This window comes from Enterobacter sp. BIDMC 27 (assembly GCF_000534415.1).
In the GTDB taxonomy this organism is placed as follows: Bacteria; Pseudomonadota; Gammaproteobacteria; order Enterobacterales; family Enterobacteriaceae; genus Enterobacter; species Enterobacter hormaechei_C.
Genome location: NZ_KI973178.1, coordinates 3746946 through 3763591, shown reverse-complemented (window position 1 = coordinate 3763591; position 16646 = coordinate 3746946). Strand labels below are relative to the sequence as shown.

Here is a 16646-nt window from a genome sequence, read left to right as displayed (position 1 = left end):
GCATCGCGGGCTTTAATATTGATGGGGATTAGAACTGGTAGGTCATGCCTACGCCAACGATGTCATCGGTAGAAATACCGTTTGCTTCGTAGAAGCGTTCATCGTTGTCCAGCATGTTGATTTTGTAGTCAACATAGGTAGAGAAGTTCTTGTTGAAGCTGTAGGTCATGCCCACGTCGATGTAGTTAACCAGATCCATATCGCCTTTCTGACCCTGCGGGTTGCCGGCGTAGCCTGGATAAGTCATGTCCTTACCTTTAGAGTAAACCCATGCCAGGGATGGACGCAGACCGAAGTCGAACTGATATTGTGCCACTGCTTCGAAGTTCTGAGTCTTATCCGCAATACCATCATCGCCGTATGGGGTCATGTTGCGGGTTTCAGCGTACATCATTGCCAGATAGACGTTATTGGCATCGTATTTCGCGCCAATGGTCCATGCTTCGGCTGTTTCACCGCCAGCAAAGTGGGCGTTATTTCTACCCGCACCGACTTGTTCGTTAGTACGGTCAGAAGAAGAGTATGCAGCACCCAGGCTCAGACCAGACAGATCGCCAGAGAAGTCATAAGAGGTGGACATACCGAAGCCGTCGCCGTTCTGGAAACGAACATCATCATGGCCGTTTTTGGTGCCTTCCTGATTTTCGTTTGCGTTGCCACCTTCATTATTACCCTGGTATTGCAGCGCAAAGTTCAGGCCGTCGACCAGACCGAAGAAATCGTTATTACGATAGGTCGCCAGACCGTTAGCACGACCGTTCATGAAGTTATCGGTCCAGGTGTAAGAATCTCCACCAAATACCGGCAGCATATCGGTCCAGGCTTCTACGTCATACACGACGCCGTAATTACGGCCGTAATCAAATGAGCCGTAGTCGCCATATTTCAGGCCAGCGAATGCCAGACGGTTGAAAGATTTATCCCCTGCGCCTTCGGTGTCGTTAGCGTAGGTTTTATATTCCCACTGGCCATAGCCTGTCAGGTCGTTCGTGATCTGCGTTTCGCCTTTGAAACCCACCTGTACATAGGTTTCATCGCCGTCGTCGCCAGGGTTGTCGGAGAAGGTATGACGCGCATCAACCTTACCGTACAGGTCAACTTTGTTGCCATTCTTGTTATACATTTCCGCCGCATTTACTGCGCCAGCCATTAATAACGCGGGTACGAGAATTGCCAGAACTTTTCTTTTCATTATATATTCCCTTTAAATATAAATTGTCTGAATATATGTAATTACCCTCCGTAACTACATGGCTGATACTATTCTATGGATTATTATTTAGGTTCAAAAATAAATGTAATTAAAGTGGTAAAAATATTGCAAAATATTTCTTTTTATCTCTTTATTTTTCATATGAATTAATTCATTGAAAATATAGAGGGTAATTATTATTAAGTATTTCGTAATTCTATTTATAAAGGGTTTTAATTCGGGTGTATTATAATTCACTCACTTTTGAGCAACAGGACAGGATGATGGAACTTGCGCAGTGGCAACACCGTTTTGAGCGCTGGCTCGACGAAAATCATTTTACTGATGATACGGCGCACGATATCGCCCATTTTCGCCGCGTCTGGATGACGGCGCAGGGTATTATGGCTGACGAGGATAGCGATCCGCTGGTTGTGCTGACCGCATGCTACTTCCATGACATTGTCAGCCTGCCGAAAAATCACCCGGAACGTAGCCACTCCTCGCGGCTGGCAGCGGGAAAAACGCGCGAGATCCTGAGTCGCGATTTTCCTGATTTTCCGCCGGATCGTTATGCAGCCGTTGAGCATGCTATTGAAGCGCACAGCTTCAGTGCCGGTATCGCGCCGCAAAGCCTGGAGGCCAAAATTGTGCAGGATGCCGACCGGCTGGAGGCGTTAGGCGCTATCGGCCTGGCGCGCGTCTTTGCCGTCTCCGGTGCGCTGGGCGCCGCGCTGTTTGATGCCGACGACCCGTTCGCCGGAACACGAGAGTTGGATGATAAAGCCTTCGCGCTCGACCACTTTCAGACCAAACTCCTGCGCCTGCCTGACACCATGCAAACCGCGCGGGGGCGCGAACTTGCGCGTCACAATGCCGATTTTCTGATCCAGTTTATGGCGAAGCTGAGTGCCGAATTACAGGGCGATTACCTCGGAACCGACAGCCAGATATTGACCCATTTCCGTCGCAGTGTGCGATCCTGAACTGTGGTACTCTGTTTTCTGTCTTTATTGTCCGGTTAAGAGAATGCAGGAAAATCGATCAGTGACTGTGCCCGCGCCTGAGCGGGTTGAGAAATCAACGGCAGCCGTGCAGGCACTCCTGCGTCAGCTGCTGGAAATGTATGATGCTAAAACGCTGGCAAACCAGCTGGTGGCCCATGGCGAGAGCCACTGGAGCCCGGCGATACTCAAGCGGCTGCTGATAAGCGACAGGGCAGGGCACCGCCTGAGCGACGGTGAGTTCCGCTATCTGCGCAACCTGCTGCCGCGTCCGCCTGCTGCGCATCCAAATTATGCCTTTCGCTTTATCGATCTCTTTGCCGGTATCGGCGGCATTCGCCATGGCTTTGAAGCTATTGGCGGGCAGTGTGTGTTCACCAGTGAATGGAATAAACATGCCGTCCGTACCTATAAAGCCAACTGGTATTGCGATCCCGACGCGCACCAGTTCAACGCGGATATTCGTGATGTCACGCTGAGCCACAAAACCGGCGTCAGCGATCAAGAGGCCGCCGAACACATTCGCAATACCATTCCGGCGCACGACGTGCTGCTGGCAGGTTTTCCGTGCCAGCCGTTCTCGCTGGCTGGCGTGTCGAAGAAGAACGCGCTGGGACGCGCACACGGCTTTGCCTGCGATACGCAGGGCACACTGTTCTTTGACGTTGCCCGGATTATTGATGCCCGCCGCCCGGCAATTTTTGTGCTGGAGAACGTCAAGAATTTAAAGAGTCATGACGGCGGCAAAACCTTCCGCATTATCATGCAAACGCTGGATGAACTGGGTTACGACGTGGCGGATGCAGAGGACATGGGGCCGGACGATCCGAAAATTATCGACGGCAAACACTTCCTGCCACAGCACCGGGAACGCATCGTGCTGGTGGGCTTTCGCCGCGATCTCAATCTGAAAGGCGATTTTACGCTGCGTGATTTGCCTTCGCTGTATCCGGCGCGCCGACCGACGGTGGCCGATCTGCTGGAGCCCGCCGTCGATGCGAAATTCATTCTGACGCCGGTGCTGTGGAAATACCTCTATCGCTATGCCAAAAAGCATCAGGCCAAAGGCAATGGCTTTGGGTTTGGCATGGTCAATCCGCTTAATCCTGATAGCGTGACGCGTACGCTGTCGGCGCGCTATTACAAAGATGGCGCGGAAATTCTTATCGATCGCGGCTGGGATAAGGCGCTGGGCGAAAAAGATTTTGACCATCCCCAGAACCAACAGCACCGGCCGCGGCGCTTAACGCCGCGCGAGTGCGCCCGCTTAATGGGCTTTGAGACGCCGCAGGGCTACAGTTTTCGCATCCCGGTGTCGGATACCCAGGCCTATCGTCAGTTTGGCAACTCGGTGGTGGTGCCAGCCTTTGCCGCGGTAGCTAAACTGCTGGCCTCACGCATCAGCAAGGCCGTTCAGCTTCGTCAGAGCGAGGCCGTCGATGGCGGACGTTCACAATAAGGCCACGCGCAGTAAAAACATGCGTGCCATCGGCACGCGTGATACCGCGATTGAAAAACGGATCGCGGGCCTTCTGACCGCCGCCGGGTTTGAATTCAGGGTTCAGGATGCCACGCTTGCCGGGCGTCCTGATTTCGTCATCGACGCGTACCAGTGTATCATCTTTACCCACGGCTGTTTCTGGCATCATCACGACTGCTATCTGTTTAAAGTCCCGGCGACACTCACCGACTTCTGGCTGGAGAAGATTGGCAGAAACGTCGAGCGTGATAAACGCGATGTTTCTCAGCTTTACGCTCAGGGCTGGCGGGTGCTGATTGTCTGGGAGTGCGCGCTGCGCGGAAGAATGAAGCTGAATGACGTGGAACTGACGGAGCGGCTGGAAGAGTGGATCTGCGGCGGCGGTCAGGCCGCGCAGATCGATACCCAGGGCATTCACCCGATCACGGTTTCTCCACCTCACACGTCTTGACAATCGGTTTTGCGGGCAGCAAATATTTACCCAGCGTGACCAGCACCACGGCAAAGACAATCACACCCAGCGCCAGCCATTCAATCGTCGACAGCACTTCGCCCGCAAAACCGGTACCCAGCAGCACGGCAACCACCGGGTTAACGTAGGCGTAGCTGGTGGCAACCGCCGGTGAGACGTTGCGAATCAGGTACATATAGGCGTTGATGGCGATAATCGAGCCAAACAGCGCCAGATACCCGACGGCCAGGAAACCTGAAAGGTCTGGCATCGCCGTCAGTTTTTCACCCGTCAACGCGGAGGCCATCAGCAGCACAATGCCCGCCGCGAGCATCTCAATCGCACCTGCCATCATCCCGGAGGGCAGCTCGATGCGTGAACCGTAGACCGAGCCGAAGGCCCAGCTCATGGAGCCGATCATGATCAGAACGGCAGCCCAGGGGTTCCCGCTCAGGTTACCGCCGCTGTTCAGCAGGATGATACCCACAAGCCCAATCGCGATGCCCAGCCATTCGAGCTTACGGGTGCGGATCCCGAAGAGGCGACTAAAGCAGAGCGTAAACAGCGGCACGGTTGCGACGACCACGGCGGCGATGCCCGACGGCACGTTCTGGTGTTCGGCGACGGTTACCGCGCCATTGCCCACCGCCAGCAGCAGCAGGCCAATCAGGGCGGCGTTAAGCAGGGGACGCCGCGGCGGTAGTCTGTGGCCGCGCAGCAATAAAAACGCCATCAGCAGCACGCCGGCCGTAAGGAAACGAATACCGGCCATCATCAGCGGGGGCCAGCTTTCCACGCCTATACGAATGACAAAATAGGTGGACCCCCAGATGATATACAGGGAAAAGAGTGCTCCAATGAGCGGTAATAAATGCCGGAAACGCATAGTCCCTCACGACGAAATAAAAAGTTCGCTCATAGTTAACGCCAAAACTATCAGCCTGGCGAGTGCTTTAATTGTGTTGTTGATGTGAAATTTTTGTTGACGCGAGGTGCCAGTTTCCGGGCGGTGAGTTTTGTTCCATACTATTCACTTAATTAGCAAAAAAAGAAGGAAAGAGATTTTGGCAGGAAGTAGCTTATTAACATTACTGGACGACATCGCCACCTTGCTGGATGACATTTCGGTTATGGGAAAACTGGCGGCGAAAAAGACCGCCGGGGTACTGGGAGATGATTTGTCGCTTAACGCGCAGCAGGTCAGCGGCGTGCGGGCGAACCGTGAGTTGCCGGTGGTGTGGGGCGTTGCGAAAGGGTCCTTTATTAACAAGGTGATCCTCGTTCCGCTGGCGCTGCTGATTAGCGCCTTTATACCCTGGGCCATTACGCCCCTGCTGATGATTGGCGGGGCGTTCCTGTGCTTCGAGGGTGCCGAAAAAGTGTTGCATATGTTCGCTGCACGCAAAGAGAAAGACACCCCGGAAATGCGCCAGCAGCGTCTGGAAGCGCTGGCCGCACAGGATCCAAAAACGTTTGAACGCGATAAGGTCAAAGGCGCGATCCGCACGGACTTCATCCTCTCAGCCGAGATTGTGGCGATTACGCTGGGGATCGTCTCAGATGCCCCTCTGATGAACCAGGTGCTGATCCTGTCCGGCATTGCGATCCTCGTGACGATAGGGGTTTATGGCCTGGTCGGGCTGATCGTCAAGCTGGACGATATCGGCTTCTGGCTGGAAAAAAAATCCAGCGCAATTGCGCGCGGCATTGGGAAAAGCCTGCTGGTGCTGGCGCCGTGGCTGATGAAAACCTTGTCGGTGGTGGGAACCCTGGCGATGTTCCTGGTCGGCGGCGGAATTATCGTGCACGGTGTTGCTTCGCTGCATCACATGATTGAACATTTTGCGTCAGGCCAGGGAGCGGTAGTTGCTGCAATTCTGCCCACACTGCTTAACCTCGTACTGGGCTTTATCGTCGGTCTGATTGTGGTAGCCGTTGTTAAGCTGGTTGAAAAAGTACGCGGGAAATCGCATTAATTATTGCTGACCCCGGATGCAAAAAGACCATTCCTCGTCTAAATTGAAAACGTTTCACCCTGATACAGGAGGCAGGTATGGTCTTTTTGATCAGTGATGAAGTTAAGCCCAAAAATGGTGGTCCAGGTATGATCGTCACCGGGTATTCCAGCGGAATGGTGGAGTGTCGGTGGCATGATGGATACGGCATTAAGCGGGAGGCTTTTCGCGAAGACGAGCTTCAGCCTGCTAATAAAAGGCAAAAACGCGACAAGGCTTAATCACACAACGCCCGGCCTTGCCGGGCGTTTTTACTGGCAGAAGACTTATCATATCGGATGGTGAGCGACAATCAGGGAGTGTGTGTGCAGCACGATACCTTTGTTGTAAAACAATCTTTTTTGCAGTGGCTGCATAAGCGTAGCAATCCCCGTTTGATTGTTAACTTCTGTTTTATCGTTGTCCTGATCTTTTCCACCCTCCTGACCTGGCGCGAAGTTGTGGTACTGGAAGATGCTTATATCTCCAGCCAGCGTAACCATCTGGAAACGGTTGCCAGTGCGCTGGACAGACAGCTTCAGTTCAGCGTCGATAAGTTATTGTTTTTTCGCCACAGCATGCGTGATGCGCTGGAAACGCCGCTGGCGTTTGGCGTGCTGCATGATGCGGTAAAGCGTTTTGCGCATTTGCGCACGTCCCCCAGCTGGCAAATTGCGGTTGATAAACAGCGCACGTTACCGATCAACGGTGTTTCGGATGCCTTCGTTGAAAAGACGACCCTTCTGAACCGTGATGATGAGTACCTTGATAATGAACTGTCCGCCGCGCTTGAAGTGGGGTATTTGCTGCGTCTGGCATCCAGCCCTTCCCGCAACGAAGAGCGCGTGATTTATGTCTCTCGCGCCGGATTCTTTCTGGAAACGGATACGCCGGGAAATTCCAGCGATATCGTGCAGCGCTATTACCATCTGGTCACTCAGCCCTGGTTTACCCAACAGTCCGAGCGTGAAAACCGTGCGCGTGCCGTGCGCTGGTTTATCTCGCCGCCTTCCACCTTTGTCGGCAAAAAGCCGCTGATCACCGCCAGCGTGCCGGTTTATTACAATCACGTCTGGTATGGCGTGGTGGCGATGGATTTCACCTTTGCCACCCTGCGTCGCCTGCTGGTGGAAGCCGTGGGCGATAACCCGGAAGGGGAATACCAACTGTATGACAGTCGGCTTACTCAGCTTGCAACGTCTGAATCACCTGCTGCGGACGTTAATCATTTTGACGCGCGCGAATTAGCGCAGATAGCGCACGCGATAGAATCGGATTCCGAAGGCGGCATTCGCCTGGGGAGTCGTTTTGTCAGCTGGGAGCGTCTCGACCATTTTGATGGCATCGTCCTGCGCGTGCATACCCTGGATGAAGGGGTGCGCGGTGATTTCGGCAGCATCAGCATTGTGCTGGCATTGCTTTGGGCGCTGTTCACGGCGATGCTGCTCATCTCATGGCTGGTGATCCGGCGCATGGTCAGTAATATGTATTCGATGCAGAACTCGCTGCAATGGCAGGCCTGGCACGACCCTCTGACCCGGCTGAATAATCGTGGGTCGCTGTTCGAGCAGGCGAAAATGCTGGCGAAGCAGTGTGAACAGCAGTCGCTGCCTTTCTCGGTCATTCAGATCGATCTTGATTGCTTCAAGAGCATCAATGATCGGTTCGGGCATCAGGCGGGTGATAAGGTGTTGTCCCATGCCGCGGGTCTGATTGCCAGCACCCTCCGGACTAAAGATATTGCCGGACGCGTCGGGGGCGAAGAGTTCTGTGTGGTGCTGCCGGGCATGACGCTTGAAGAGGCGGCGGAAGTCGCAGAGCAGATCCGCGAGCGTATCGACAGCAAAGAGATCCTGATTAAGAAAAGTACCACCCTGCGCGTAAGTGCGTCGTTTGGCGTCTCTGGCGCGCAGGAGAAGGGCAATTATCACTTCGAAAATCTGCAATCCACCGCCGATGCGCGTCTGTATGAGGCGAAACAGCGCGGGCGTAACCGGGTCATCTGGCAGGATCACGTCAAAAAGTAATCAAGCCCCTCGCACCAGCCAGTCGGCCCGGTGTGCTGAGTGTGATAAACCCGGGCGGGATCGTTGTTCTTAAGGCTGACGCCCTCCCGGTTGAAGCCTTTCACCACGACGGCAAAGCCTACGCTGTCCAGCAGCGGGGCATCATTCGGGCCGTCGCCCAGGCCCAGCGTCGTCGGTTCGGAACCCTCGTGCAGGCGATACTGGTCCACAAGCCAGTGAACCGCCGCGTCTTTGCCGCAGCAGGTGTCCAGGATATGCCAGAAGCGTGCTCCCAGGACGATCTTCAGCCCCTGCCGGGCGAGTTCGGCGGCAAAGCGTTCCATTTGTTCATCACTGTCACGCCAGATCAGCGTCACGGAAGCCTCGTGTTTACGCGCAAGCACTGAGCGGGGACGACTCAGCCCAGTCCATCCGGCGACCACGCGCTCATCCACGTCATCGAAGGTGGTGAATTTAAGATGCATTTCCTGACGTACCCGGGCAATACACTGCCGGATCTCGTCATGCTTCTTTTCTGAGATGAACCGTGCGGCGTTTTCCCACCGTACGTCAGGCTGGATCACCGCGCCGTTTTCCGCAATATAGGGCAACCCGCCAAGCCCCAGCTCCTGCTGGATGTCATCCATCTCGGACGCGGTTTTGCTGCTGCACAGAATGACCGGTACCTGTTCATCCATTAACTTTTCCAGCCAGGGGGCCGCAGGCTGCCAGTCGAGTGTGTGAAAATCCAACAGCGTGCCGTCGAGGTCGGTAAAAACAAGCAGAGTCTCCTCAAACGAAGGCATAACGTCTCCCGGGTGATGATTTCACCTAAGATAAATCTTAAAAAAACAGGCATTGACGCGCCGTTGAAGTGGAAACGATCCCGACAAACCCACACGCGGCGCATGTTTATACTCATAACCAAAATTCACATGTATAAAATATAATATTCGCTAAGAGAATATATGCTTGTAAGACTATTCCGTTGGGGATAATGTCTTACCTGCATCAGATTTCCTGGTGTAACGAATTTACAAGTGCTTCTTGCATAAGCAAGTTTGATCCCGGTCATCCCCATGACCGGGATTTTTTTCGCCTTAGCGGTTCGTCTCCGAGACGCTAAAGTCATGGATATCCAGCTCGAATGCTTCAGCCAGTTCACGGTAGGTATGGTAATCCCTACCATTGACCACGACACGGTCGGAATTATCCTCCGCGCGATGAACTTCGGACTCACTGATTTCATTGATGGCGGCAAGCAGGGCATCGACATCCACTTCAACCTCACGCTTAATGGTGTCGCTGTACTCTTTGTCGGTCTTCATGGCGGGTTCCTCATTTAATCGTCTCAACAGTTAAGTATAGACCGCACACAAAAACGCCATTCGCGCCAGGTGGCGATGCCAGGCAATGCAATTTGTTCTACACTGGCTCAAAACCACAGGAGGAATGTATGAAGGTCAACGATCGGGTAACCGTCAAAACGGACGGTGGGCCGCGCCGCCCGGGCGTGGTGCTGGCTATAGAAGAGTTTAATGAAGGCACAATGTATCTGGTGTCGCTGGAAGATTACCCGCTCGGCATCTGGTTCTTCAACGAACTGGGGCACCCGGATGGGATCTTTGTGGAAACGGCGGAATAGGGCGGCGTCGGGGGCATCTTCTCCCCGGCTCCGGCTACTGAAAAGCAAAATCTCTGGCCAGGCCAGAGATCAAGGTAGGGTACAACATGGCCGTGCAAATTAGCGCATATTAACGAAAATCCCATTCGTCACATTATCTGTCAGGCGTACGACATGGTATATGACTTGCTTATTATGCGTTTTAATTTTCCTTTTAATATTTCCTTTGTGTGACGATACTGTTTTTGCCTTGATATTCATCTGGTCTGAGATCTGAATTGTCCCTTGTCCAGCCATCCACATTCTTAGCATACTTGATTCAGTTCTGCTTAATGATAGGGTGGGTAAGTTAACCGCCCCTACATTCTTAACTTCTTTATTCAAATAATCGCCCAGGATATCATCAAGCGACTCTGGTTTAATCGATTTCGAACTGATTAATAAGTTTTTACGCACCAACAAATACTCATCGAAATGAATATTGGCGATCGCCATAAAAACAATAAACAGGGTCTTAGGATGCTGATTAATGATCTGCTTAATGTGCTGACTGTTAGCGGGGTCGTGAATGAAACAGTCCTCATTAATAAACACCACGCCGGGCTTGTGGGCGTCACAAGCGGCTGCGAGTTCTTCAACGGTGTGTGCATCGTTGATGTCTCTCTTTCTTACCCCTCTGCTTGCTAAGTACCCGGTTAACCCTAGCCGGGTGTAGCTGCATAAATCCATAATGATCGTTGACATGGCATACCCTCACTCAATGCGTAACGATAATTCACCACCTGCCTGAGAGCTCATAAACAGCCATACGGGATGGAAAAAATCTAATAAAACCTGTGAGCATGACAAAGACTTTCAGGCGAACTCACTATCCCGTAAAGTTACGTATAATTTGCCAGGAATCATCTTAAAGTAAAGTAAATATTAAGTATTGTGAGGTGGTTAGAAACATTTAAACCGCGTCAGATATATCCTGGTAGATGTTTTTCGAGATTATTTTTAGGAATATCCTCAGAAAGACATTGCAAACACTGCGGGTTATTATTTGCGTGGAAGTTCGCTGACAATATCCGCTAACAGATTGAATATCTCACTGAATAAATGCTCGCAGAAGGGGGCGATAAGTGGCATCAATAATGACATTAATAAAAGGCCAACCGTCAAAGTCACCGGAAAGCCGATGACGAATACCGACAGCTGCGGAGCCATTCGGTTGAGTAAACCTAATGCGAAGTTAACGGTGAGCAGCAGGGTAATGATCGGCAGCGCCAGCATCAGCCCGTTGAGGAAGATCAGCCCGGCAGCCCGCACCAGCGCCAGAAACGCGTTGCTGTTTACCGGGTTGTCGCCAATCGGCAGCGTGTGGAAGGTGTCCACCAGCATCGAGATGAGCCACAGGTGGCCGTTGAACGAGAGAAACAACAGCATCGCCAGCAGGTCGATAATACGCGCCAGCACGGGCATATTCAGATGGCTGCCCGGGTCAACGAACGTCGCGAAAGACAGACCCATCTGCAAACCGATAAGTTCACCCGCCGTTCGTACCGCGGCGAAGGCGAGCTGCATCGTAAACCCGACCGCCACGCCAATCATCACCTGTTGCAGGGCAATCCAGATCGCATTCGGGGAAAAGATCGGGATATCCACCGCTGGCAGGGTAGGGGCAACGATAATCGTGATAACGATGCCCAGCCCAATTTTGACGCGTTTAGGCACCGACTTTTCACTGAGTATGGGGGCGGTGGAGATCAGCGCCATGATGCGCAGCATCGGCCAGAAATAGATCCCGAGCCACTGAACAAACTGATCGCTGGTGAAATGCAGCATCGTCCGTCAGCCGATGATGTAAGGCAGATTGGTGAACAGGTTGCGCATATAGTCCAGCAGCAAATTGAGCATCCATGGCCCGGCAACGATAATCGCCACGAAGACGGCAATGATCTTCGGGATGAACGACAGGGTCATTTCGTTAATCTGCGTGGCGGCCTGGAGAATACTGATAATCAGACCGGTGACCAGCGCAACCAGCAGCAGGGGCGCGGCGACGGCAATCGCGACTTTCATCGCCTCCGTGCCCATCATCATGACCGACTCAGGCGTCATTGCGCGCTCCTCAACTGTAGAAACTCTGCGCCAGCGAGCTGACCAGCAGCTGCCAGCCGTCGACCAGCACGAACAGCATGATCTTAAAGGGCAGGGCAATGGTTGCGGGCGGGACCATCATCATCCCGAGCGCCATCAGGACACTGGCGATCACCAGGTCAATAATCAGGAACGGAATGAAAATGGTGAAGCCAATCTGGAACGCCGTTTTCAGCTCACTGGTCACATACGCCGGGAGCAGAATGCGCATCGGCACCGCTTCCGGCCCCTGTAACTCACCGGTGTTAGCGAGACGGGCAAACAGGGCCAGATCCGCTTCGCGCGTCTGGCGAAGCATAAATTCACGTAATGGCTGCGCGCCCTTTTCCAGGGCAACCTGCATGGAAATTTTATCTTCGCTGAACGGCTGGTAGGCCTCGGTGTAAATCTTGTCGATCACCGGCGACATAATGAAAAAGGTCAGGAACAGGGCTAAACCCAGCAGCACCTGATTGGGCGGCGCGGACGGCGTGCCGAGCGCGTTGCGCAGCAGGCCAAACACAATGATAATGCGGGTGAAGCTGGTCATCATTAGCAGGATCGCCGGGATAAAGGTCAGCGAGGTGATGAATACCAGCGTCTGCACGGACAGGGACCAGCTTTGTCCACCGTTCGCCAGCGGCGTGGAAACCAGCCCCGGCAGTTGCGCATACACAGAGGGCGCGAACAGACCCAGGCCTGTCAGCGTAAGGAATAACAAACGGCGCATCAGGATCTCCCGGGACGCTTGAGCAAACTCTTCATTACGGACTGGAAATCCGCAGTGGCCTGGGCGTTAGCCTCCACCGTGACAGGCGCAGGGGGGAGCGTGTGAAGGACGTTAATGCTGGAGGCGGTCACGCCCAGCACCAGTCGTGCATCTTCCACCTCCACAATGACCACGCGCTCGCGCGGTCCTAGCGGGGTGCTGGCGCTGACCTTCAACCCGCGGGTACCGGCCGTTTTCCCCGCCAGACCGAAACGCTTTGCCAGCCAGGCGGCGATAAGGATAAAGGCAATAATACCGAACAGCGCGCCGCTCACCTGGAGCAGCGGTGAGCCGGGTACGGCGGAGGGCGCGGACAGTGTTGCCTGGGTTTTCATACTTAACGACTCAGACGACGCATGCGTTCGGAAGGGGTAATGATGTCGGTGATACGTACGCCGTATTTATCGGCCACCACCACTACTTCGCCCTGTGCAATCAGGTAGCCGTTGATCAGAATATCCAGCGGCTCACCCGCTAAACCGTCAAGCGCCACCACGGAACCCTGCGTCAGGCGCAGCAGCTCTTTAATGGTCATGCGGGTGCGACCCAGCTCAACGGTCAGCTTGACCGGAATGTCCATAATCAGGTCGATGTCCTGCAACGTGCCGCTGACGTCGCCGCCGCCTAACTGCTGAAAGACCGCGTCTGCCGCGCTTTTCGTCGGCGTCGTTTTCTGCTCGTTTAACGCGTCAGCCCACAGATCGTCCAGTGCTCCGCTGTTTTCATCGGACGGATTGTTCATGTCACTCATTTGGGCTGTTCCTCATTCAGCGAATTCAAAATCGGGTTGATCAAGTGCTCAACGCGTAACGCATACTGGCCGTTAATCGTGCCGTACTGGCTTGTCAGCACGGGTACGCCATCCACATGGGCAATAATGCGGTCAGGTTTATCTATCGGCAAAACGTCGCCGGGTTGTAATTTCAGGATCTGCGATAACCGCATGGAGATGTCGGCGAAGTTGGCTACCAGCTCCAGCTGCGAATGCTGCACCTGACGCACCAGGTTTTCACGCCAGTTCTGATCTTCGTGACGTGAGTTCTCCAGCGGCGGGTTCACCAGCAGTTCGCGCAGCGGTTCAATCATGCTGAACGGCAGGCAGATGTTGAACTCGCCCGTCAGGTTGCCGATCTCGACGTGGAACGGGGTGTTCACGACGATGTCATTCGGGGAGGTGGTGATGTTGGTAAACTTCACCTGCATCTCGGAACGCACGTACTCCACTTCCAGCGGGTTAATCGCTTTCCACGCGTCGCTGTAGGATTCCAGCGCCAGCTTCAGCATGCGGTTAATCACACGCTGTTCGGTATGGGTAAACTCGCGGCCTTCCACTTTGGTCGGGAAACGGCCATCGCCACCGAACAGGTTATCCACCGCGATGAACACCAGGCTTGGCGAGAACACAACCAGGCCGGTACCGCGCAGCGGTTTCAGATGGATCAGGTTAAGGTTGGTTGGCACCGGCAGGTTGCGGGCAAACTCATGATACGGCTGAATGCGGATCGCACCGACGGTGATATCCGGGCTACGACGCAGCAGGTTAAACAACCCCATACGGAACTGACGTGCGAAACGTTCGTTGATGATCTCCAGCGCCTGTAAACGCTCGCGCACCACGCGACGCTGGGTATTGGGATCGTAGGGACGAATATTATCATCGCCGGTCAGACCCGGCTTCGGTTCGTCACTTTTATCGCTGTCGCCGTTGAGCAGCGCATCGATTTCTGCCTGAGAAAGAATACTGTCGCCCATGTCGTTACCGCAGAATGAAGGCTGTATACAGAACGTCAGTGACTTCCTGCTTAGGTTGGCCGTTTACCAGCGGGGTCGCCAGCGTCTGTTTAATGGCATCGACCAGCTTTTGCTTGCCCACATCGGTGGCGAGCGCGGAGGCATCCTGACGAGAAAACAGCAGCAGCAGACGGCTACGCACTTCTGGCAGGTAGTCGTTCAGGCGTGCACGGGTCGCTTCATCTTTCAGACGCAGCGTAATGCCCACGTACAGCACGCGATCCGCATCGCCCAGGTTAACGGTGAACGTATCCAGCGGAAAGAAGACCGGCGCCGGCGGAGGCGGCACGTCAGCTTTGGCGGCTGCGCCGGAGGGCTCCTGCTGCATACGCCAGTAACTGTAGCCTGCGGTGGCGCAGGCCGCGAGGGTAATCAACACCAGCAGCGGGATCCAGATGGAACGCTTGCTTTTTTTGGTGATAGCGGAGTCTGTCATCTGATACGAGCTTCCTGTTTCGGTACAGCTTAATACGGTGATTATCCCGTGTCCGGCTTAGGTCAAAGCGTGGAAAAGACGGAGATAATCACGTTACCTCTGGCGTTTAGGCAAAGATGTCTACGGCACGGCTGCCGCGCGCGGCGGATTGCAGGGCGGCAGGGGCAGGCAATAACTCTTCGCTCTCATCGTTAAACCCGCCATGCTGGCCGGAACGCGAAGTGTGCTGTTGCTGCCCGGATGAGGACTGCTGTTGCCCGGCAAAGCCCTCGCTGCTGACGCTGCTTTGGGAAAGCTGAATGCCGTTTTCCGCAAGCTGCGTGCGCAGGATCGGCAGGGCCGCTTCCAGCGCCGCGCGGACGTGGCTGTGGGGCGAAACCATCTGCAACTGCGCCTGGTTGTCATCCAGCTTAAGCGAAATTTGCACCTGACCCAGATCCTCCGGGTGCAGACGCAGCTCTGCGGTCTGCTGTCCCTGCTTTGTGAACAGGGTGATGTGCTGGCTCAGATTCTGCTGCCATTCGTGCGTGCCCAGCGGCTGGCTTAACACCGGCGCTGTCGCAACGGTAGCGGCAGGCTGTGAAGGCGCCAGGTGACTGACGATCGGCGCCAGCGTCGCGGTTGGGCTGGCGGCAGACGACGCCGCGCTCGCTACGTCCTGCTTCTCTGCGACGGCGGCGACGGCTGGCGTAACGGCTGCCGTGGCGGGCAGCGATGTGTCGCTGTCCTGAACCGGCATTTTTTCCTGACCCGTTAACGCATGGCTAAGCGGCTGATGCTGGCCGTTGTCCGTCTGGGCTAGCGCAGAGGGGAGGGCAGTTCGGGGGGCGATCTCCCCGGTGCTCGCAGGCTGCGTCGCTACCGGGGTGGTGGTCTGCTGGTGCGGTAACATCGCCATCAGCGCGCTTAACCCGGCCAGCTCCTCTTCTTCAGTCGTGGTCTCGCTGTTTGTTTTCGCCTCCGGCTGGGTCAGCGTCTTCAGCGCATCCGTATTCGCGGCGGGTTTCAGGCCGGAGACGAGGCTTTGCAGGGAGACGGCGGTATCTTCACCAGTCAGGGTCTCCTGACGGGAGAGCAGTTCGGCGATTTTGGCCTGGAGCGTGGTATCACCGTTTTTTTCCTTTGCCGCTGTCGACAGCTTGTTGCCCGCCGCTTTCAGATCCGCCAGCGTCAGCGGGGCATCTTTGCCTTTGCCGGTGGTCTCGGTCAGCGCGCCCGCCAGCAGAGAAAGAAAATCTTGCGCGCCCTCAGCGCCTTTCCCGGTCAGCGTGCCGCCGGACGGGTCGCTGTCGGTCATCAGCAGTTGTTGCAGTGTGATCATTCTGGTTTCCTCATTGATGCGCGCTGGGCAAACTCATCCATTTTTTTCTGATCCAGACGGTTTTCCGCCAGGGTCGAGGCTGCAATCTGCCGGTCCTGTAAGGTTTGCCAGGCCTGCAACCGCTGTTTTTTCTCGCGCCAGAAATTCAGCGCGGTATCGACTTTTTGCGTCCACTGGTTAAGCTGCTGGCGATGCTGCTCAATCGCCTTTTCCAGCGTCTGGATAAACTGCTGATAGTTAATCCAGCGCTGGCTACCAATGCCCTGCGTCATGTCGGTGTTAAGGTTGGTGCGATATTCATGCTGATAGTCGATTAACATCTTCAACTGTTCTTCAGCCTGCTGGCACCCGCGTCGCATTGCGCCAAGCTGCAATGCGGCATCATCAACTTCTTTTTCAGCCAGATCTTTCAGCGTTGATAACGCGCTGTTCTGCGCCATGACCTTCGCCCTCCACC

General features: G+C 54.6%; 20 protein-coding genes and 1 pseudogene. 7 read left to right on the top strand and 14 right to left on the bottom strand.

Translation table 11 applies throughout. The annotated features are described in order from the left end of the window. Positions 1 to 28: 28 nt before the first annotated feature. The gene (gene ompC, locus L463_RS04985; protein ID WP_023294961.1) at positions 29 to 1192 is read right to left on the bottom strand and encodes a porin OmpC; all 1164 of its coding nucleotides are present in this window, start codon (positions 1190 to 1192) and stop codon (positions 29 to 31) included. Positions 1193 to 1476: 284 nt separating this feature from the next. Between ompC and L463_RS04990 the strand changes: the two genes are divergently transcribed. From L463_RS04990 to L463_RS05000, 3 genes are read left to right on the top strand one after another with little or no spacing between them, the layout of a single operon-like run. Further along, the gene (locus tag L463_RS04990) at positions 1477 to 2178 is read left to right on the top strand and encodes a phosphohydrolase (RefSeq protein WP_023294960.1); all 702 of its coding nucleotides are present in this window, start codon (positions 1477 to 1479) and stop codon (positions 2176 to 2178) included. A gap of 43 nt (positions 2179 to 2221) precedes the next feature. Beyond that, positions 2222 to 3655 (top strand): DNA cytosine methyltransferase, encoded by a 1434-nt coding sequence (locus tag L463_RS04995; protein ID WP_108454210.1) that lies wholly within the window; start codon positions 2222 to 2224, stop codon positions 3653 to 3655. After that, positions 3636 to 4127: a very short patch repair endonuclease gene (locus tag L463_RS05000; RefSeq protein WP_032673254.1), complete on the top strand. Its 492-nt coding sequence runs from the start codon at positions 3636 to 3638 to the stop codon at positions 4125 to 4127. Before L463_RS04995 ends, L463_RS05000 begins: the two co-directional genes overlap by 20 nt. On the opposite strand, the gene yedA is transcribed toward L463_RS05000, so the two are convergent. Beyond that, positions 4099 to 5013, bottom strand: a complete 915-nt coding sequence (yedA, locus tag L463_RS05005) for a drug/metabolite exporter YedA (protein ID WP_032103817.1) — start codon at positions 5011 to 5013, stop codon at positions 4099 to 4101. The two genes, L463_RS05000 and yedA, sit on opposite strands and share 29 nt — an antisense overlap. 178 nt (positions 5014 to 5191) lie before the next feature. Here yedA and L463_RS05010 point away from each other — a divergent pair, with 178 nt between their 5' ends. The 3 genes from L463_RS05010 to dgcQ all read left to right on the top strand — a co-directional run bounded on the left by L463_RS05010 (position 5192) and on the right by dgcQ (position 8148). Further along, positions 5192 to 6103 carry a DUF808 domain-containing protein gene (locus tag L463_RS05010; RefSeq protein ID WP_017383336.1) on the top strand — a complete coding sequence of 304 codons (912 nt, stop codon included), beginning with the start codon at positions 5192 to 5194 and terminating at the stop codon, positions 6101 to 6103. Positions 6104 to 6180: 77 nt separating this feature from the next. Then, on the top strand, positions 6181 to 6363 hold the full coding sequence (locus tag L463_RS05015; protein ID WP_003859574.1) for a YodC family protein: 183 nt from the start codon (positions 6181 to 6183) through the stop codon (positions 6361 to 6363). Between the two features lie 84 nt (positions 6364 to 6447). Next, a complete protein-coding gene (dgcQ, locus tag L463_RS05020) occupies positions 6448 to 8148 on the top strand; it encodes a cellulose biosynthesis regulator diguanylate cyclase DgcQ (protein ID WP_032103818.1) in 1701 nt (566 codons plus the stop codon). On the opposite strand, the gene L463_RS05025 is transcribed toward dgcQ, so the two are convergent. After that, the gene (locus L463_RS05025; RefSeq protein WP_032103819.1) at positions 8133 to 8933 is read right to left on the bottom strand and encodes a mannosyl-3-phosphoglycerate phosphatase-related protein; all 801 of its coding nucleotides are present in this window, start codon (positions 8931 to 8933) and stop codon (positions 8133 to 8135) included. The genes dgcQ and L463_RS05025 overlap by 16 nt on opposite strands. Before the next feature lie 294 nt (positions 8934 to 9227). Next, complete coding sequence (yodD, locus tag L463_RS05030; protein WP_017383339.1) at positions 9228 to 9455, bottom strand: YodD family peroxide/acid resistance protein; 228 nt, start codon at positions 9453 to 9455, stop codon at positions 9228 to 9230. A 128-nt stretch (positions 9456 to 9583) separates the two neighbouring features. Between yodD and dsrB the strand changes: the two genes are divergently transcribed. Continuing rightward, positions 9584 to 9772, top strand: a complete 189-nt coding sequence (gene dsrB / locus L463_RS05035; protein WP_003859583.1) for a protein DsrB — start codon at positions 9584 to 9586, stop codon at positions 9770 to 9772. A 99-nt stretch (positions 9773 to 9871) separates the two neighbouring features. Here dsrB and rcsA read toward each other — a convergent pair whose 3' ends face one another. The 10 genes and pseudogenes from rcsA to fliJ form a co-directional block, all read right to left on the bottom strand. After that, positions 9872 to 10495, bottom strand: coding sequence for a transcriptional regulator RcsA (gene rcsA / locus L463_RS05040; RefSeq protein WP_017383340.1), 624 nt, complete (start codon positions 10493 to 10495; stop codon positions 9872 to 9874). A 290-nt stretch (positions 10496 to 10785) separates the two neighbouring features. Next, positions 10786 to 11578 (bottom strand): annotated as a pseudogene (gene fliR, locus L463_RS05045) (flagellar biosynthetic protein FliR); the annotation flags it as partial. 6 nt (positions 11579 to 11584) lie between these two features. Further along, positions 11585 to 11854, bottom strand: coding sequence for a flagellar biosynthesis protein FliQ (gene fliQ, locus L463_RS05050; protein WP_003859587.1), 270 nt, complete (start codon positions 11852 to 11854; stop codon positions 11585 to 11587). Between the two features lie 10 nt (positions 11855 to 11864). Continuing rightward, the gene (fliP, locus tag L463_RS05055; protein ID WP_015572437.1) at positions 11865 to 12602 is read right to left on the bottom strand and encodes a flagellar type III secretion system pore protein FliP; all 738 of its coding nucleotides are present in this window, start codon (positions 12600 to 12602) and stop codon (positions 11865 to 11867) included. Next, on the bottom strand, positions 12602 to 12976 hold the full coding sequence (gene fliO, locus L463_RS05060; protein WP_017693142.1) for a flagellar biosynthetic protein FliO: 375 nt from the start codon (positions 12974 to 12976) through the stop codon (positions 12602 to 12604). Before fliO ends, fliP begins: the two co-directional genes overlap by 1 nt. 2 nt (positions 12977 to 12978) lie before the next feature. Then, entirely contained in the window at positions 12979 to 13392 is a 414-nt protein-coding gene (gene fliN / locus L463_RS05065) for a flagellar motor switch protein FliN (RefSeq protein ID WP_003859592.1), read from the bottom strand. Then, positions 13389 to 14393: a flagellar motor switch protein FliM gene (gene fliM, locus L463_RS05070; RefSeq protein ID WP_003859594.1), complete on the bottom strand. Its 1005-nt coding sequence runs from the start codon at positions 14391 to 14393 to the stop codon at positions 13389 to 13391. The genes fliN and fliM overlap by 4 nt, the downstream gene beginning before the upstream one ends. 4 nt (positions 14394 to 14397) lie before the next feature. Further along, positions 14398 to 14868 carry a flagellar basal body-associated protein FliL gene (gene fliL, locus L463_RS05075; RefSeq protein WP_032103821.1) on the bottom strand — a complete coding sequence of 157 codons (471 nt, stop codon included), beginning with the start codon at positions 14866 to 14868 and terminating at the stop codon, positions 14398 to 14400. A 106-nt stretch (positions 14869 to 14974) separates the two neighbouring features. Beyond that, positions 14975 to 16189, bottom strand: coding sequence for a flagellar hook length control protein FliK (fliK, locus tag L463_RS05080; RefSeq protein ID WP_023294954.1), 1215 nt, complete (start codon positions 16187 to 16189; stop codon positions 14975 to 14977). After that, entirely contained in the window at positions 16186 to 16629 is a 444-nt protein-coding gene (gene fliJ, locus L463_RS05085) for a flagellar export protein FliJ (RefSeq protein WP_006811155.1), read from the bottom strand. Before fliJ ends, fliK begins: the two co-directional genes overlap by 4 nt. Positions 16630 to 16646 lie beyond the last annotated feature (17 nt).

Bases quoted from the DNA above. Each gene is read 5' to 3' on its own strand.
- L463_RS05015 (WP_003859574.1), top strand. From the start codon at position 6,181: ATGGTCTTTTTGATCAGTGATGAAGTTAAGCCCAAAAATGGTGGTCCA.
- fliM (WP_003859594.1), bottom strand. From the start codon at position 14,393: ATGGGCGACAGTATTCTTTCTCAGGCAGAAATCGATGCGCTGCTCAAC.
- fliO (WP_017693142.1), bottom strand. From the start codon at position 12,976: ATGAAAACCCAGGCAACACTGTCCGCGCCCTCCGCCGTACCCGGCTCA.
- yedA (WP_032103817.1), bottom strand. From the start codon at position 5,013: ATGCGTTTCCGGCATTTATTACCGCTCATTGGAGCACTCTTTTCCCTG.
- yodD (WP_017383339.1), bottom strand. From the start codon at position 9,455: ATGAAGACCGACAAAGAGTACAGCGACACCATTAAGCGTGAGGTTGAA.
- L463_RS05025 (WP_032103819.1), bottom strand. From the start codon at position 8,933: ATGCCTTCGTTTGAGGAGACTCTGCTTGTTTTTACCGACCTCGACGGC.
- fliJ (WP_006811155.1), bottom strand. From the start codon at position 16,629: ATGGCGCAGAACAGCGCGTTATCAACGCTGAAAGATCTGGCTGAAAAA.
- rcsA (WP_017383340.1), bottom strand. From the start codon at position 10,495: ATGTCAACGATCATTATGGATTTATGCAGCTACACCCGGCTAGGGTTA.
- fliL (WP_032103821.1), bottom strand. From the start codon at position 14,868: ATGACAGACTCCGCTATCACCAAAAAAAGCAAGCGTTCCATCTGGATC.
- fliQ (WP_003859587.1), bottom strand. From the start codon at position 11,854: ATGACGCCTGAGTCGGTCATGATGATGGGCACGGAGGCGATGAAAGTC.
- L463_RS05000 (WP_032673254.1), top strand. From the start codon at position 3,636: ATGGCGGACGTTCACAATAAGGCCACGCGCAGTAAAAACATGCGTGCC.
- fliP (WP_015572437.1), bottom strand. From the start codon at position 12,602: ATGCGCCGTTTGTTATTCCTTACGCTGACAGGCCTGGGTCTGTTCGCG.
- dsrB (WP_003859583.1), top strand. From the start codon at position 9,584: ATGAAGGTCAACGATCGGGTAACCGTCAAAACGGACGGTGGGCCGCGC.
- ompC (WP_023294961.1), bottom strand. From the start codon at position 1,192: ATGAAAAGAAAAGTTCTGGCAATTCTCGTACCCGCGTTATTAATGGCT.
- L463_RS04990 (WP_023294960.1), top strand. From the start codon at position 1,477: ATGGAACTTGCGCAGTGGCAACACCGTTTTGAGCGCTGGCTCGACGAA.
- L463_RS04995 (WP_108454210.1), top strand. From the start codon at position 2,222: ATGCAGGAAAATCGATCAGTGACTGTGCCCGCGCCTGAGCGGGTTGAG.
- fliN (WP_003859592.1), bottom strand. From the start codon at position 13,392: ATGAGTGACATGAACAATCCGTCCGATGAAAACAGCGGAGCACTGGAC.
- fliK (WP_023294954.1), bottom strand. From the start codon at position 16,189: ATGATCACACTGCAACAACTGCTGATGACCGACAGCGACCCGTCCGGC.